19 protein-coding genes are annotated in these 15,531 nt (G+C 31.0%); 14 read left to right on the top strand and 5 right to left on the bottom strand.

Going from position 1 to position 15,531, the window contains the following annotated elements; all coding sequences use genetic code 11:
- Window positions 1-3 precede the first annotated feature (3 nt).
- From H593_RS0108935 to H593_RS0108950, 4 genes are all read right to left on the bottom strand, one after another.
- A complete protein-coding gene (locus H593_RS0108935; RefSeq protein ID WP_028872142.1) occupies window positions 4-846 on the bottom strand; it encodes a universal stress protein in 843 nt (280 codons plus the stop codon).
- 85 nt (window positions 847-931) lie between these two features.
- The gene (locus H593_RS0108940) at window positions 932-1,984 is read right to left on the bottom strand and encodes a response regulator (RefSeq protein ID WP_028872143.1); all 1,053 of its coding nucleotides are present in this window, start codon (window positions 1,982-1,984) and stop codon (window positions 932-934) included.
- 86 nt (window positions 1,985-2,070) lie between these two features.
- The gene (locus tag H593_RS0108945; RefSeq protein WP_028872144.1) at window positions 2,071-3,576 is read right to left on the bottom strand and encodes a sensor histidine kinase; all 1,506 of its coding nucleotides are present in this window, start codon (window positions 3,574-3,576) and stop codon (window positions 2,071-2,073) included.
- Between the two features lie 394 nt (window positions 3,577-3,970).
- Window positions 3,971-4,408 carry a hypothetical protein gene (locus tag H593_RS0108950; RefSeq protein WP_028872145.1) on the bottom strand — a complete coding sequence of 146 codons (438 nt, stop codon included), beginning with the start codon at window positions 4,406-4,408 and terminating at the stop codon, window positions 3,971-3,973.
- 112 nt (window positions 4,409-4,520) lie between these two features.
- Between H593_RS0108950 and H593_RS0108955 the strand changes: the two genes are divergently transcribed.
- From H593_RS0108955 to H593_RS0109010, 12 genes are all read left to right on the top strand, one after another.
- Window positions 4,521-4,931 carry a hypothetical protein gene (locus H593_RS0108955; protein ID WP_028872146.1) on the top strand — a complete coding sequence of 137 codons (411 nt, stop codon included), beginning with the start codon at window positions 4,521-4,523 and terminating at the stop codon, window positions 4,929-4,931.
- A 2-nt stretch (window positions 4,932-4,933) separates the two neighbouring features.
- Window positions 4,934-5,332, top strand: coding sequence for a DUF302 domain-containing protein (locus H593_RS0108960; RefSeq protein ID WP_028872147.1), 399 nt, complete (start codon window positions 4,934-4,936; stop codon window positions 5,330-5,332).
- Window positions 5,322-5,621 carry a thioredoxin gene (gene trxA / locus H593_RS0108965; protein WP_028872148.1) on the top strand — a complete coding sequence of 100 codons (300 nt, stop codon included), beginning with the start codon at window positions 5,322-5,324 and terminating at the stop codon, window positions 5,619-5,621. Before H593_RS0108960 ends, trxA begins: the two co-directional genes overlap by 11 nt.
- A 416-nt stretch (window positions 5,622-6,037) precedes the next feature.
- Window positions 6,038-6,652 (top strand): WG repeat-containing protein, encoded by a 615-nt coding sequence (locus H593_RS0108970; RefSeq protein ID WP_028872149.1) that lies wholly within the window; start codon window positions 6,038-6,040, stop codon window positions 6,650-6,652.
- A gap of 10 nt (window positions 6,653-6,662) precedes the next feature.
- Window positions 6,663-7,748, top strand: coding sequence for a site-2 protease family protein (locus H593_RS0108975; protein WP_028872150.1), 1,086 nt, complete (start codon window positions 6,663-6,665; stop codon window positions 7,746-7,748).
- A gap of 2 nt (window positions 7,749-7,750) precedes the next feature.
- Window positions 7,751-8,830 (top strand): efflux RND transporter periplasmic adaptor subunit, encoded by a 1,080-nt coding sequence (locus H593_RS0108980; RefSeq protein ID WP_028872151.1) that lies wholly within the window; start codon window positions 7,751-7,753, stop codon window positions 8,828-8,830.
- Window positions 8,830-10,092, top strand: coding sequence for an ABC transporter permease (locus tag H593_RS0108985; protein ID WP_028872152.1), 1,263 nt, complete (start codon window positions 8,830-8,832; stop codon window positions 10,090-10,092). The genes H593_RS0108980 and H593_RS0108985 overlap by 1 nt, the downstream gene beginning before the upstream one ends.
- Before the next feature lies 1 nt (window position 10,093).
- Window positions 10,094-10,768 carry an ABC transporter ATP-binding protein gene (locus tag H593_RS0108990; protein WP_028872153.1) on the top strand — a complete coding sequence of 225 codons (675 nt, stop codon included), beginning with the start codon at window positions 10,094-10,096 and terminating at the stop codon, window positions 10,766-10,768.
- 81 nt (window positions 10,769-10,849) lie between these two features.
- Window positions 10,850-11,062 carry a hypothetical protein gene (locus H593_RS0108995; RefSeq protein ID WP_028872154.1) on the top strand — a complete coding sequence of 71 codons (213 nt, stop codon included), beginning with the start codon at window positions 10,850-10,852 and terminating at the stop codon, window positions 11,060-11,062.
- On the top strand, window positions 11,062-11,946 hold the full coding sequence (locus tag H593_RS0109000; RefSeq protein WP_028872155.1) for a DnaJ C-terminal domain-containing protein: 885 nt from the start codon (window positions 11,062-11,064) through the stop codon (window positions 11,944-11,946). Before H593_RS0108995 ends, H593_RS0109000 begins: the two co-directional genes overlap by 1 nt.
- Before the next feature lies 1 nt (window position 11,947).
- On the top strand, window positions 11,948-12,244 hold the full coding sequence (locus H593_RS0109005; RefSeq protein ID WP_028872156.1) for a chaperone modulator CbpM: 297 nt from the start codon (window positions 11,948-11,950) through the stop codon (window positions 12,242-12,244).
- Between the two features lie 10 nt (window positions 12,245-12,254).
- Window positions 12,255-13,175, top strand: a complete 921-nt coding sequence (locus H593_RS0109010) for a mechanosensitive ion channel family protein (RefSeq protein ID WP_028872157.1) — start codon at window positions 12,255-12,257, stop codon at window positions 13,173-13,175.
- A 31-nt stretch (window positions 13,176-13,206) separates the two neighbouring features.
- Here H593_RS0109010 and H593_RS0109015 read toward each other — a convergent pair whose 3' ends face one another.
- Complete coding sequence (locus tag H593_RS0109015; RefSeq protein WP_028872158.1) at window positions 13,207-13,839, bottom strand: hypothetical protein; 633 nt, start codon at window positions 13,837-13,839, stop codon at window positions 13,207-13,209.
- Between the two features lie 117 nt (window positions 13,840-13,956).
- Here H593_RS0109015 and H593_RS0109020 point away from each other — a divergent pair, with 117 nt between their 5' ends.
- The gene (locus H593_RS0109020) at window positions 13,957-14,589 is read left to right on the top strand and encodes a Crp/Fnr family transcriptional regulator (protein WP_028872159.1); all 633 of its coding nucleotides are present in this window, start codon (window positions 13,957-13,959) and stop codon (window positions 14,587-14,589) included.
- 63 nt (window positions 14,590-14,652) lie between these two features.
- Window positions 14,653-15,453 (top strand): sulfite exporter TauE/SafE family protein, encoded by an 801-nt coding sequence (locus H593_RS0109025; protein ID WP_028872160.1) that lies wholly within the window; start codon window positions 14,653-14,655, stop codon window positions 15,451-15,453.
- The last annotated feature ends 78 nt before the right edge of the window (window positions 15,454-15,531 follow it).

The following is a 15,531-nucleotide window of genomic DNA, read 5'->3' on the forward strand; positions in this document are numbered from 1 at the left end:
TTTTTATTCGTGTAATACTAAAAAAGGAATGTGTGTGTGATATGTTATTTTTTCAACTCTAGTATGAAATAACATGTTTTGAAAATAATTAAGATTTTTGGCAACCATAACAATCATATCAACACCTTTGCTTTCTACAAAGCATTGTATGGCATTTTCTACATTTTTATTGGTAAGAAAATGAAAACTCGGCATAAAATCTTCGAAATAATCATTCAATACATCTTTGTTTGTGAGCTGCTCAGTATTTAGTTTGGTGTCTTTTTTATGAATATGAATAATTCTTAAATTAGCTTTAACCATACTTAAAATAGCTGTAAATGGTTGAAGTATTTTTATATCATAAGATAAGTTGTAATCTGTTGGAAATGCAATTTCTTTTAGTTTATCATATTTTGCATGTTCTGGAACAACTAAAGTGGTACATTTTACTTTGGTAACAACATCGCCTGCATTGCTTCCAATGATATATTCTTCAAATCCTGAGGCACCTTTTGTACCCATTATTATCATATCAATTTTTTTATCATTAATATGCTTTCTAATAGACTCGACAAAAAAACTATAATCAACTATAGTATAAAATTTATGCTTTTTGTTATGCTCAAGGTGGTCGCTAATTTTTTTTAATAGAGATCTTAATTTTTTCTTGGAGGGTTTAACATAAGTGTCTTCTATAGCTTCTTGAGTAGGTATATAAATAGCATCTCCAACGATAATATTTTCTACTTTATTGATGTGAAGTACATAAAAATTACAAGTTGTGTTTTTAAATAAGGCGAGAGCATACACAATAGCATTCCATGAGTTATCAGAAAAATCTGTTGGTAATAAAATATTCATCATTTAAATTTCTTATTCTAAACAAATCTAAATGTAAGGGTCATAAAAACATATGATATTCGTCATATTAGAAAACAATATGGAGCACCTAGGAAATATCTTGTAATTTTTGAATATCGAGGACTTTGATGTTTCTGCCTTCTAGTTCTATAAGGCCTTGTTTTTTAAAATCTGAGATCGTTCTAATTAATGTTTCAGTGGCTATTCCAGCAACACTAGCTAAATCATTTCTAGAGATTTTAATAGAATCTTCTGGGTTGGAATTGATTTTTTCAGCAAACCTTAGAATGGTAGAAGCGGTTTTCTTTTGTACAGAACTGTACGCCATTTGCAAAAGTTGATCTTTAACACCTGTGAGGTCATCAGTGAGTAGTTGAATCACTTCTAAAGTTACTTTATGGTTGTTATTCAACACCTCTTTTAGCTCTGCTTTAGAAACACCTACCATTTCTAAATCCTTGATTGCTTTAGCAGTTTCCCTGTAAGGGATGTTTTGTGTAAAGGATGTATAACCAAATAGGTCATCCTCTTTATGAAGTGCTGTAGTGAGTTCTTTTCCTTTTTCGTCAAATTTATAGCACTTTACAGCACCTTTAATTATTAAATAGATGGTGTTAGAATTATGGCCTTCTTTGTAGATGGTTTCATTTTTATTGTAATTAAAAATTTTGCCATAATCATCAAAGAAATTTTTTAAATCATTTAATGTTCTTATGTCATCTTCAGTATTAGAAGGGGCGTTTTTAAAGGAGTTTCGCTCATCTTTTAAGATAGATGCTTTGGCAATTCGACTTTCAATAGCGCTAATAATTTCATCTTCGTTAAAAGGTTTTGTAATATAATCGTCAGCACCTAAATCCATGCCTTTTCTTACGTCTTGTCGTTCTGTTTTTGCAGATAGAAATATAAAAGGAATAAACTTTGTTTCATCTTGTTTAGACAAACCTTCGAGCACACCGTAGCCATCAAGAATTGGCATCATGATATCACAAATAATAATATCGGGTTTATGCTTTGTAGCCATTTCTAGCCCTATTTGACCATTACTAGCCGTTAGTGTTTCATAATTGGAAAGTTCTAAAAGCTCAGCAGTATTTTCTCTTAATACACTATCATCCTCTATTATTAGTACTCTTTTCATATGTTTATATATATTGTTTTTTAAGGCTCACATGCTGTTCGCTATGCATAATTCCCTTGAGTGATAACGTTTTTAGCATCCTCGTTTCATAGTTGTGCTTTGTTTGGAAGTTCTATAGTGAAAGTTGAACCTTCATATTGTTTACTTACAAATGTAATGGTGCCGTTTAAGTTTTCTAAATGATCTTTAACGATGTTTAAACCAATTCCTGTGCCTTGCAATAGCAAAGCATTTTCTGCTCTAAAATAACGATTAAATATATTTTTTTGATCCTGTTGTGGAATACCAATTCCGTTATCTGTTATTTTCAAAATAGTACTATTTTCATTTTGTGAAATATCAATATCTATGATTGTATTTTCAGAGGAATATTTAATAGCGTTGTATATAAGATTAGATAAGGCTAATTCTAAAATCTTTTCATCTTGGTATAAGGAGATTTCGTCTATGTTTTCGGGATAGTTGATTTGCTGGCCATCCTTTAGTAACATATTTGCATTGTAGATGACTTCATTTAAAACTTTACTCAATTTAAAGGTGGTAAAATTATAATTGATTTTACCTTTTTCAAGTTTTTCTACGGAAAGAAAATCATTCAGAATTTTATTTAGATATTGTACTTTATCTGTAATGGTTTTTATGTGTTTTTCTCGTTTAGTTTGTTGCTCAGTTAATTTGTATTTATTTAATAATATAGTCGACGTCAAAATGCCACTAAGCGGAGTTTTAAATTCATGGGATACCATTGATAAGAACTTCGTTTTTAAGTCATTGAGTTCTTTTTCTGCAGATAGAGCTGTTTGTAATTCTTCAGTTCTTAAAGATACCGTTTTCTCTAGTTTTTCTGTATAGTTTTTCTGTTCTGTAATATCTAGGATAATTGCTAAAAACACATCTCTATCACCCAATTTAGAACGCTGTAGATGAACACTTACTGGATAGATGGTCCCAGATTTTCGTTTATGGACAGTTTCAAATTCAATTTTGTCAAGATTATCTTGGCTTAATATTTCAATTTCTTTTCTAAACTTTGATTCAGTATAGTCTGGTTTTATGTCTAAAGGTGTCATAGTTTTTAGTTCTTCTAAACTATATCCTATATTATTTTGGGCACCATGATTAGCATTTATAAATTTTAAGGTTTTAGTATCAAAAACATAAATTTCATTTAAAGATTCTAGAAAAATCTTAGCTAAATGATTTTTTTCTTGTTCTAATTTTTTTCGCTCAGTAATATCAATAACTAATGCCATTATGTAATTTCTACCATAAATGGTAAAGGGATTTAAACTGGCCTCAATTGGAAAAATACTGCCATTTTTTTTTGCGCCAAAAATATCGCGTCCATGTCCCATGCGACGTTGTTTATGCTCTTTGACAAACCCTTTAAAGTGGTCGCCATGTTTTGCATGATAATTTTGCGGGATTAAAATATTAAGTGGTTGCTTATTGAGCTCATTACTATTGTAGCCAAACATTGCTTCTGCAGAGGTGTTGGCTTCAACAATAATTTGATGTTCATTAACGACTACGACGCCCTCTGAAACGGAATCTAAAAGGATATTAAAAACATCTTGATCTTGCTTGAACATTTTGTTGAGGTTGGATTAAAGAAATTTAAAGATAACTAATCCTATTTAATAATTGTAGCTACTCTGTTAAGTTTTAATGTGTCATTCTAACTGATCTATGCTCTTCTTCAAGGTGCCTATGAAGATTATTTAAATTATAAAAATATAGCGATTTGAAAGTTATTGAAATTTTGTGGAATATTAAAATCAATATAAAGGATATAGTCCATGAAGCTGCAAAACATTCTAATGGTATGAAGTGGGAATGTATTTAGGATTCAAGTTTGTGCAAAGGATACTCAATTTGTTAGTAAAAACTAATGTGATTTTTTAGTAGTTAAAAATTGAAATGTCAAATATGCTATTATAAATCTTTCTTAGATAATAGCTTTGAAATGTTTTATAATATGAGTGCTCAGGCAGCAATACTATTTATAAATTGTTCAAACTTTTGGATTATTAATTTTTCATCTAGTTCCTCTAAATTATAAGTGCCTAAATGTTCTTCTACAGTCTCGTTTTCTATCTCGTGTGTTGCAGTGAACAAAATACGTATAGATATATTGTAAAGGCTGTTTTGTGAGAAAACAAGGGAGTAACTGGTCTTGTTGAGGCCTACATTTAAGGTATGTAGTGTGTCTAAGGGATGAGGTCTTAAGACTTGAAATGCAATATTGATATACCCTTTAGGATCTAACCATTTAAGTACTTGCATTTGACTACCCAGGCTGTGTTTTTCAAAACTATGACTAAGCATAGTTCTTATGAAATTCACTTTTTTAGAAGATGCATATTTGCTAATAATTTTGTTGTCTAGATTTAGATAAACGCCATAATTTTTATTTTTTGCCATGATTTTCGATATTTAGGGCTAAAATTATTACATGTATTATAATTCCCACATGATAAATATCATATGCGATTTTTATCAAAGCAGTTAAATTTGAATCTTAAATGGTAATATCATGGTAACTAAAAAGAAAATGACACTTACATTTTATCAGAATCTTGGTAAATTATTTTATGCTATTGCAGCTTCTGATGGTAGCGTTAAATCCATAGAGTTTGATAAATTAAAGGCGTTTGTAAAAAAACAGTGGTTAGAAATGGATGCCATTGAAGATTTCTTTGGCACTGATGCTGCATATCAAATAGAAGTTGTTTTTGATTGGTTAAATCGTGATGAAGAACCTGATATTAAATTATGTTATGAAGATTTTATAAGTTATAAGAAAGAGCAAAGTCACTTATTTACTGAAGATGTAAGGCATTTAATTTTAAAAACAGCCTCTTCTATTGCACACGCATTTTCCGGAATCAATAAATCAGAATTGATCATGCTTGCAAAACTAGATATAGAATTAAAAAAATATTAACTATGAATTATTATTTTACTAAGATCGTAAAAGGGCCATTTGATGCTGTGGAAAATAGAGTAGTAGCACTATTAAAAAATGAAGGGTTTGGGGTGCTTACACAAATTGACATACAAACAACTTTAAATAGTAAACTACAAGTTGACTTTAAAAAGTATAAAATATTAGGTGCCTGTAATCCATCATTTGCATATAAAGCATTACAGGTAGAGGATAAGATCGGGACTATGTTACCTTGTAATATTATTATACAAGAGCAATCCCCTAACAGCATTGAAGTCTCTGCAATAAACCCTTTAGTATCCATGCAGGAAGTAAAAAATGATGCACTAAATAATCTAGCACACGAAGTCAGTGCAAAACTTGAAAAGGTTATAAAAAGTATAGAAAATGAAAAGTAGTTTTAATGATATCATACAGTCTGAAATCCCTGTTTTAGTAGATTTTTTTGCTGATTGGTGTGGACCATGTAAAATGTTGGCGCCAGTTTTAAAACAGGTAAAAGAAGAACTTGGAGATGCAGTAAAAATTATAAAGATTGATGTTGATAAAAATCAACCGTTAGCAGCCAAGTACCAAGTGCGTGGAGTTCCAACTATGCTTTTATTTAAAAATGGTGCTCAGGTATGGCGACAATCTGGGGTGCTTCAAAAAAATGAGATTATAGAAATTATAAAATCAAATCACTAGGGTAGTGAGCGTAGCTATAGAAGTATAAAAGAAGCCATTCTAAAATGATTTTGTTGTCTTGAGATTGTCTAAGTACTAAGTATATTGCCGAGATGTTTTTAGAAAACCGGGTATGTTATAAAGATGTTTGGTTATAAAGAGTCTGCAATTGAAAAGAGTATTTGTTTAAGGCATAGCAATACCGTGAGCACTAATATATGGTCATGAATTGATGAACGCATATGGTTTTAAAACTAAAAATGGAGATTATCCAACAACTGCAAGTTTTGAATTATTGAAGCAAGTAGTACTCTAATCAATCAATACAATTTATTTGTTTTATTTGATTTAGAGTTTTAGCAGCCCATGATGAATATCATTTTATAAAAAGGTGCACAATGCTAATTTTGACAGATCACTCTTAAAATTTTAAAATCATGAAAAAAGCAATAATTTTATTTTTTGTCATTGTAATAATTCCAATTTTTGGATTCACACAATCTATTAAAAATTTGGATTATATCTCACCTTTCTATGATGGTATTGCAGCTATCAAAAAGGGAAATCAATGGGCTTTTATTAATAATAAAGGTGCTATTATAGTCGGTTTTAGAAATGATGTAGTCACTACAAAAATGACTAACGAAAACTATCCCATATTTAGCGATAGAAGGTGTTTAATTAAGCAAATAAAAGATGGTATTTCCTACTTTGGTTATATAGATGCTGACGGTAAAACTATTATAGAACCTCAATTTTTAAATGCCTCAAATTTTAATGGTGGTAAAGCAATTGTTTTAGAATTAGTTAAAGAAATGGTTGGTCAAAATAAAGCCTTAGGCAAAGATGTGGTTTACTACAAATATTATGAGGTGACCATAGATACCACTGGCCAAATTAAAAATTATCTAACTCAAGAGGCTGTTAATGTTGTTTTAGATAAGGAATTTATGCGAAAGCCACCTGAAATTATATCCAAACATATTTCAGACAACCTATACGCTGTTATGTATAAAGATAATACATGGGCAATCATTATCACTAATGAATAATACTATAAAAATGAAAGCAAACTTAGATTTAGGTAGTGTCGCCGGAATTAAAATAAAAGTGCACTGGACATTTTTATTTTTAATTGTATGGATTATTTTTGATGAACTAAAAAGAGGTGGAGGTACAGATAGTGTTCTTTTTAATATATCCTTTATATTGGCGGTTTTTGTTTGCGTTATATTACATGAATTAGGTCATGCCTTAACAGCAAAGTATTTTGGTGTTAAAACCGAAAAAATAACATTACTCCCAATTGGAGGAATGGCAAGTTTTGATAAAATGCCAGAATCTCCAAAGCAAGAATTTCTTATCGTTATCGCTGGTCCTTTAGTTAATGTCGGCATTGCGCTTTTGCTCTATTTTATAGTTCCTGTAGAGGATCTATTTAGTCAAAGTTTCACAGATGCTTATGACATATTTGTGAGTTTTACATTTCAGAATTTTTTATTCTTTTTATTTATTGTCAATTTCGGTTTAGTATTGTTTAACATGATACCTGCTTTTCCAATGGATGGAGGACGATTGTTAAGGGCTTTGTTAGCTCTAAAAATGAATCATGTAAAAGCTACACAAATAGCAGCCAGTATCGGTCAGTTTATAGCTGTTGTGTTTTTATTGGCAGGCGTATTATACAATCCGTTTCTCATTGTTATTGCCTTATTTGTTTTTTTAGGAGCTTACGGTGAAAATCAATTGGTGCACCATATGTCTTTATTAAAGGGTCATAGTGTTGAAGAAGCAATGCTGCTTGATATTACAACATTCAATCCTAAAGATTCTATAGATCTTGTTGTCAATAAAATTATTTCTGGAACTGAAACTAACTTTGTTGTCGTTGAAGAAGGCGTAGTTAAAGGTCTTTTGTATCACAGACAAATTATTGAGAATTCTAATGTAAATATTTTGGTCGAAAATGTGATGGATACTAGCTTTAAAACGGTTAAAAACACAGATGATCTCAAATCAATATATCATCTTATTTATAGTAAAAAACAAAAATTTATTCCAGTGGTAAGAAAAGGTAAATTAGTTGGAGCTATCGACGCTACAAACTTAAATGAATACATATTATTACAATCAAAACTAACGTATTAGAAATGAAAGTATGGAGCTTTATTAGTATGGTGTTTTTCTTATTGTCATGTTCTAACAAGAAGTATAGTGTCTTGCCAATAGAGCAGGCTTTGACAGAGTTTGTCTACGCTTCAGTAACTATTCAGCCAGATAGTTTGTATCAAGTATATTCTAGTGTTTCAGGTATTTTAGAATTTAATTTTGTTGAAGAGGGTGATTTAATTCCGAAGAATAAAAAACTATTTCAGATTACAAACAATACACCTAAACTGAATACTCAAAATGACAAGTTCGCTTTAGATCTAGCACAAGAAAATTATAATGGAAGTGCGACGGTATTGGCTAGTATTAAAGATGAAATAGAAGCTGCTAAGTTGAAGTATAAAAACGATTCTATTAATTATTTTAGACAAAAAAATCTTTGGGATCAACATATCGGGTCTAAAGTACAATATGATATTAAAAAACTTAATTATGAGTTGGCTTCAAATCAATTAAAGCTGCTACGAAGTAAGTTTAATAACACAAAAAATGAATTGTATACAGCTGTTAAACGAGCAAAAAACAAGTATCAAACGTCATCAATAGTGACAAAAGATTTTACAATAACCAGTAAAATTGGAGGAAAGGTATATGCCCTGTATAAAGAGCCTGGAGAAATTGTAACAAGTATGGAGCCACTAGCATCTATTGGAAGTGCTACTGATTTTATAATTGAACTACTTGTAGATGAGGTGGATATAGTGCAAATAGTAAAAACACAGGAAGTTTTAATTCATTTAGATGCTTATACAGATATGATTTTTAAAGGAAAAGTATCTAAAATATATCCTAAGAAAGACGAACGAAACCAAACTTTTACAGTTGAAGCTGTTTTGGTGAATCCTCCAAAAGTTTTATATCCAGGACTCTCTGGAGAAGCCAATATTGTTATTTCTAAAAAAGAAAAGGCACTGACTATTCCCAAGGAATATTTGATTGATAGTAATAAAGTTAAAACTGATGATGGATTAGTAATTATTGAAACGGGATTGCAAAATATGGAGTATATCGAAATCTTGTCAGGAATTAACAAAGACACTTATATCTATAAGCTAGAATAATGACCAATTGGAACGTTATATTAAGCATTGCTAAAACACATTTGCTCACGAAAATAAAGCAAACTTCTGTTGCAGCTCTTGGAGTTACTTTTGGTATTGGTAGTTATATTACTTTGGTGTGCTTTATGACCGGGTTAAATACGATGTTAGATGATTTAATATTAAATCAAACACCACATATTCACGTTTATAATGAAATTGAACCTTCAAAAAACCAACCTGTTTCGTTGTATGATGATTTTAATGAAAGTTTTAATGTAGTACACTCAATTAAGCCCAAATTAAGTCAGCTAAAAATCCATAATGCACTACCAATTATTGACTATTTAGAACGTAATGAGAATGTGCGAGGCGCACTTCCACAGGTGCAAACACAAATATTCTACATTGCTGGCTCCATAGAAATTGGTGGAAATCTTATCGGTATTAATCCAATAGACGAAGCAAAACTTTTTAACATCGAAGATTATATTGTTAAGGGTTCTGCTGAAGCTTTGCAAACTACAGATAATGGGATATTGTTAGGAATTGGTGTTGCTGAAAAAATGTCTTTAAAAGTTGGAGATCGCGTACAAATAAGTCCAATTAATGGTGATATTTTTCCTTTAAAAATTGTTGGTTTTTATCAAAGTGGTGTAGCAGATCTTGATGCTATTCAAAGCTTTACCAATATAAAAACAGTGCAACGTATTTTAGGCGAAGCAAAAAATTACATCACAGATATTAATGTAAAGCTATATGATATTGAAGAGGCTGTTTCATTAGCTAAAACAATTGAGCAGCAATTTAAACTAAAAGCCGTAGATATAAAGACAGCAAATGCACAATTTGATACGGGAACAACAATACGAAATCTAATTACATATGCGGTATCCATAACACTCCTTATCGTTGCGGGTTTTGGTATTTATAACATATTAAATATGCTCATTTATGAAAAAATGAATGATATCGCCATTTTGAAAGCTACGGGGTTTTCTGGTAAAGATGTGCAGCTTATTTTTATGAGTCAAGCCATGATTATTGGTTTTGTAGGTGGAGTTTTAGGGTTGGTATTAGGTTTTGGGTTAACGAGTTTAATTGGCACTATTCCTTTTAAAACAGAAGCCTTACCAACAGTAGAAACCTATCCTGTAAATAGGGATCCATTATTTTTTATCATCGGTTTTTTATTCGCTATTTTTTCTACATTTCTAGCAGGATATTTACCCTCTAAAAAAGCTAAAAAAATAGATCCAATAAAAATTATAAGAGGACAATAATATGAGTGTTGTATTAGAAGCAAAACATATCAATAAATATTTCAAGAAGCCTGTATCGTTTCATGTTTTAAAGGATATTAATTTTCAGATAAAAAAGGGAGAGTTTGCTTCTATTATGGGGAAATCTGGTTGTGGTAAATCTACGTTACTCTATATCCTTTCTACAATGGATACCGATTATGAAGGTCAATTATATTTGAATAATCAACTTATTACAGGACAGGAAAGGACACACCTATCCTATTTGCGGAATAAGCATATTGGTTTTGTTTTTCAGTTTCACTATTTACTTTCAGAATTTTCAGTAATAGAAAATGTGATGCTTCCTGCCAAGAAATTAGGTGAAAAATCATACCCAGAAATTGAGCATGATGCCATAGAGAAACTTAAAATGCTCAATATTGAACATTTATCAAAGAAACGAGCCTCACAAGTTTCGGGAGGAGAGAAGCAACGTATTGCTATTGCTCGCGCTCTAATAAATAATCCCTCAGTAATTATGGGTGATGAACCCACGGGGAACTTGGACAGCTATAATGCTCAAAACATATTCAATATTTTTAAACAGTTGAGTGACGAGAAAGGTTTATCACTTTTAGTGGTAACTCATGATGAGGACTTTGCTAATAAGACAGATAGAATTATCCAAATGGGAGATGGAAAAATACTTGTATAGGGTGCCTTTGTTGACTGATATTAATCATATGAAATGACAACATTTTTAGCTAACTTAGTCCTTGAGTTTAAGCATAATATTATGAAAAGATTACAAGACATAGAAAATCAAATTATAAGACTTTCTAATAGTATAGCGGTTAATTACCCAGAACTTTATGCTACGTTAGACGAAAACCCAGTAACTATACCATCAAAAGTTCATCCAGATATAGAAATTAAGAATATGGAAGACTACTTAGAAAGTCTCAAGCAGATATTAAAGCAATATATTAAAACCCATAATAAAGAATAATGGCATTTATAGATTATTATAAAACACTAGGGATTTCAAAAAGTGCAACTGATGCCGTTATCAAAAAAGCGTATCGGAAATTAGCACGTAAACACCATCCAGATTTAAATCCTAATGATAAGAAGGCAGAACAGAAGTTTAAAGAAATTAATGAAGCCAATGAAGTCTTAAGCAATCCCGAAAATCGTAAAAAGTATGATGACCATGGAGAACATTGGCAGCATGCAGAAGAATACGAAAAAGCGAAACAGCAAAATCAGTATCAAAGAAGTACGCAAAACCCTCAAGGAGGCTATTCTGAAGAAGATTTTTCAGATTTTTTCGGCTCTATGTTTGGTGGTGGTTCATCGAGAGCAGGTGGTAGGGAAGTGAAATTTAAAGGTCAAGATTTTAATGCTCAATTAAAACTTGATCTGAAAGAGGTCTACACGACGCATAAGCGTACCTTAACTGTCAACAATAAAAATATTCGTATTACCATTCCTGCGGGTATAGAAAATGGTCAAGTCATAAAAATAAAAGGACATGGTGGAAAAGGAGTTAATGGAGGACCAAATGGAGACTTATATATTGAGTTTTCAGTAGTAAATCAATCTCAATTTAAAAGAGATGGACATAATTTGTATGCTTCAGTTGATTTAGATATTTACAAAGCGCTTCTAGGTGGCGAAATTATGGTCAATACTTTTGACGGAAAAGTAAAGTTAACGGTAAAGCCAGAAACTCAAAATGGGACAAAAGTAAAACTCAAGGGAAAGGGCTTTCCGAAGTATAAAAAAGAAGAGCAGTTTGGAGATTTGTTTATAACCTATAATCTAAAAATGCCTAAAAATCTTACAGCTAAAGAAAAGGAACTCTTCACTGAACTATCAAAATTACGATAATATGGACACAACACATCTTATATCAATCCAACAGTTTTGTACACATTATAAAGTTCCTGAAGCTTTTATAGATGCACTTTATGAATATGATTTAGTTCAAATTACTATAACGGATAATGACAATTTTTTACAAACCAATCAGCTTAACGATGTTGAGAAAATGATACGTTTGCATTACGATCTTCATATCAATTTAGAAGGGATAGATGCTATTTATAATTTGCTCAAACAAGTCGAATATCTTCAATTAGAAAACAGAACATTAAAGAACAAGTTAAACTCTTACGAGGATTTTTAATTCCTTTTTTATGATAGCAATAGAAAATATAAAAGAATGGCTAATTGCTAACCCTTTTATTTGGAGTATGATTAAATTCTCGGTCATTCTAATAATTCTTTTATTACTCATTCAGATTTTAAGGCGTTACTTAAGAAAGAAAATATCAAATACCGTGGTGCGTTACAAAACGCAAAAAGGAATAGAAATTCTGGGTTATGTATTGCTAACTTTTTTAGCAATCACCTATTTTTCGGGAGCCATTAAAGATTTTACTATTGTCATTGGTTTATTTACCGCAGGATTGGCATTTACATTGCAAGAATTAATTTTAAGTATAGCAGGTTCTATGTATATTTTTTTGGTAAAAGTGTATAAGCCTGGCGATCGAATTGAAATTAATGGCATTAAAGGCGATGTGATTGATGTGGATAGTATCTATACCACTATGATGGAAATTGGTCAATGGGTAAGCAGCGATAATTACAGTGGTCGTATTGTGAAACTAAGTAATGCTTTTGTTTTTAAAGGCCCTATATATAATTACTCTCAGGATTTTCCGTTTATCTGGGATGAGTTTAATTTGCCAATTCGCTACGGTTCTGATATTGATTTAGCAAAATCTATTGTTATTAAAATTGCTTCGGAAACCCTTTCAGAATATACAGCAAATTCAAAGTCGCAATGGAAAGATGTTGTCAATAAATATTATATAGAAGATGCTCAAGTAGATCCTACATTAGCCATTACTTTAACCGATAATTGGATTCAATTTAATTTGAGATATATTGTTGATTTTAAGAAACGTCGTCTTGTAAAGCACCTTTTAAATGATAAAATAAGACTAGAAATTGAAAATACAAAAGGTGAAATCATCTTAGCATCTTCAACTATTGAGCTTATTAAAATTCCAGAATTGGAAGTGAAGTTAAATGTAGACCAGTCCAAATAATAGTATAAGATGAGGTTTGTAAACTAGGGTTCTAATTACTCTTTATAATTTGATTTTCTTCTAGCGATTTTACAATAGCAGTCACATAATTAGTAACTGTTGTATTAACTTGTTTGGGGTCTACAACATCATACGAAGCGACCCAAACTAAAGACTTATCATTATGTTCCTTTAAGTTATATAAAGACGCTTCAATATGGTAAATTTTATACTTATTGTAATAGCCTTCAGTATGGTATACATCTTGGGCTAAATAATAATAACGACCAAAACGTCTCCAATAGTAGTGTGTTCTAAAGTTGTCTCCACCATAAGATACTTTCTCGTCAATACCTTTTACTGCGGAAATTATAACAGCATCAAAACCGTCATTTGATAGTCTTTTTATCTCTTTTTCAATCTCTTCTTCGGTTTGTTTTGAGCTCGTGAATGTAGGTTTAAAAACGGTGTAGCTCTCAACAGCTTCAATGCCTCTATTGGTAAGTGCTGTTTTTAATTGTTCTTCAAATAGCATTCTTCCACTGCTGTTATCTGTTAGACCTATAATAAGAATTTTCTTTGGTTGATAGTTCTTGTAATCACTATTGATCCAACTGTCAGTGACTCTTGCTGTAGAGCAACTTGCTAACAAAATCATTACAAGGAGGCTCATAGCTGTTTTCATAATCTCTAAGTTTTATCTCATAAAATTATTTGATTCACTGCGGTATTACAATGATATAAATCAGTAGAATTCTCTTTAAGATGCTTACTTTTGAATTAACAACCGATTTCTGAGCCAATGATAGAAGAATTAAAACAAAATTATGGTTACTTATTTGAAGATGAGTTACTTAATGAGATTAATGATGTTGGGGCCTACAAGGATATACCTGAAGGTTACCAACTTATTGAAATTGGTGACTATATAAAATCGATGCCACTCTTAGTAAGTGGAGCTATAAAAATTCTTCGAGAAGACACAAATGGGGATGAACTTATATTATATTTTATAGAGCAAGGCGATACGTGCGCTATGACACTGTCATGCTGCTTAGGGCAATCTAAAAGTGAAATTAGAGCCATTGCAGAAACAGATACTAAATTAATTATGATTCCTGTGCAAAAAATGGAAGAGTGGTTGGGTAAGTATAAAAGTTGGCAGCGATTTATTTTACAAAGTTATCATGATCGTATGGGCGAATTACTTCAAGCTATAGATACGATTGCATTTTTAAAAATGGATGATCGGTTGTTTAAATATTTAAAAGATAAAGCCATGGTAAACCATAATGATTTAATCCATGTGACCCATCAAGAAATAGCTCAAGATTTACATACGTCTAGAGTCGTTATTTCGAGATTATTAAAGAAATTATCTTTAAGCGGTAAAATAGAACTTCATAGAAATAATATTAAGGTTATAGAATTATAGAATGTAACTTTTGTTACTAAAAACCATGTAAATACGAGTTAATTTTGAAGAAATATTTTTTTCGTGGATTTACAACAGTTACTTGGTTATTTTGGAGCGCTTTTAATAGGAATCGTATTAGGTCTTATTGGAGGTGGTGGCTCAATTTTAACAGTACCAATTTTAGTATATCTTCTATTTATTAATCCAGTAACAGCAACTGCCTATTCTTTATTTGTTGTAGGTGTCTCAGCCTTAGTTGGAGCAATTAGAAATATGCAGAAAGGCTTGGTTGACTATAGAACAGCTATTGTTTTTGCAATCCCAGCTTTTATTACGGTATACCTAACCCGCAAGTATCTTATTCCAGCTATTCCTGATGAATTATTTTCAATTGGCGATTTTTTGGTAACTAAAAACATTGCTATTATGCTCTTTTTTGCCCTAGTGATGTTAGTCGCTTCAATCTCTATGATTAGAAGTAAAAATCAAGATTATGAAGAAGAAACTATCGTTTCATATAATTATCCATTAATTATTATAGAGGGATTAGTTGTAGGTGTTTTAACAGGTATCGTCGGCGCAGGTGGTGGGTTTTTGATCATACCTGCTTTAGTATTATTAGCGAAATTACCAATGAAAAAAGCAGTGGCCACTTCACTGTTAATTATTGCCATAAAGTCTCTAATTGGTTTTATTGGAGATGTTGAAAATTTAGATATAGAGTGGTCATTTTTATTTGTATTTACTGCTATTTCAGTAGTCGGTATTTTTTTAGGTATTTATCTATCAAAATTTATTGAAGGAAAAAAATTGAAGAAAGGTTTTGGGTGGTTTGTTTTAATAATGGGGATTTATATCATCTACAAAGAATTATCTAAGTAGGTATTGTAACCTTAGTTACACGATGAGATAATTATTAATATTACTTTTAAACTGTTAGTTAAAAATTAGAAAAGACGC

It is taken from the genome of Psychroserpens burtonensis DSM 12212, assembly GCF_000425305.1.
GTDB lineage: Bacteria > Bacteroidota > Bacteroidia > Flavobacteriales > Flavobacteriaceae > Psychroserpens > Psychroserpens burtonensis.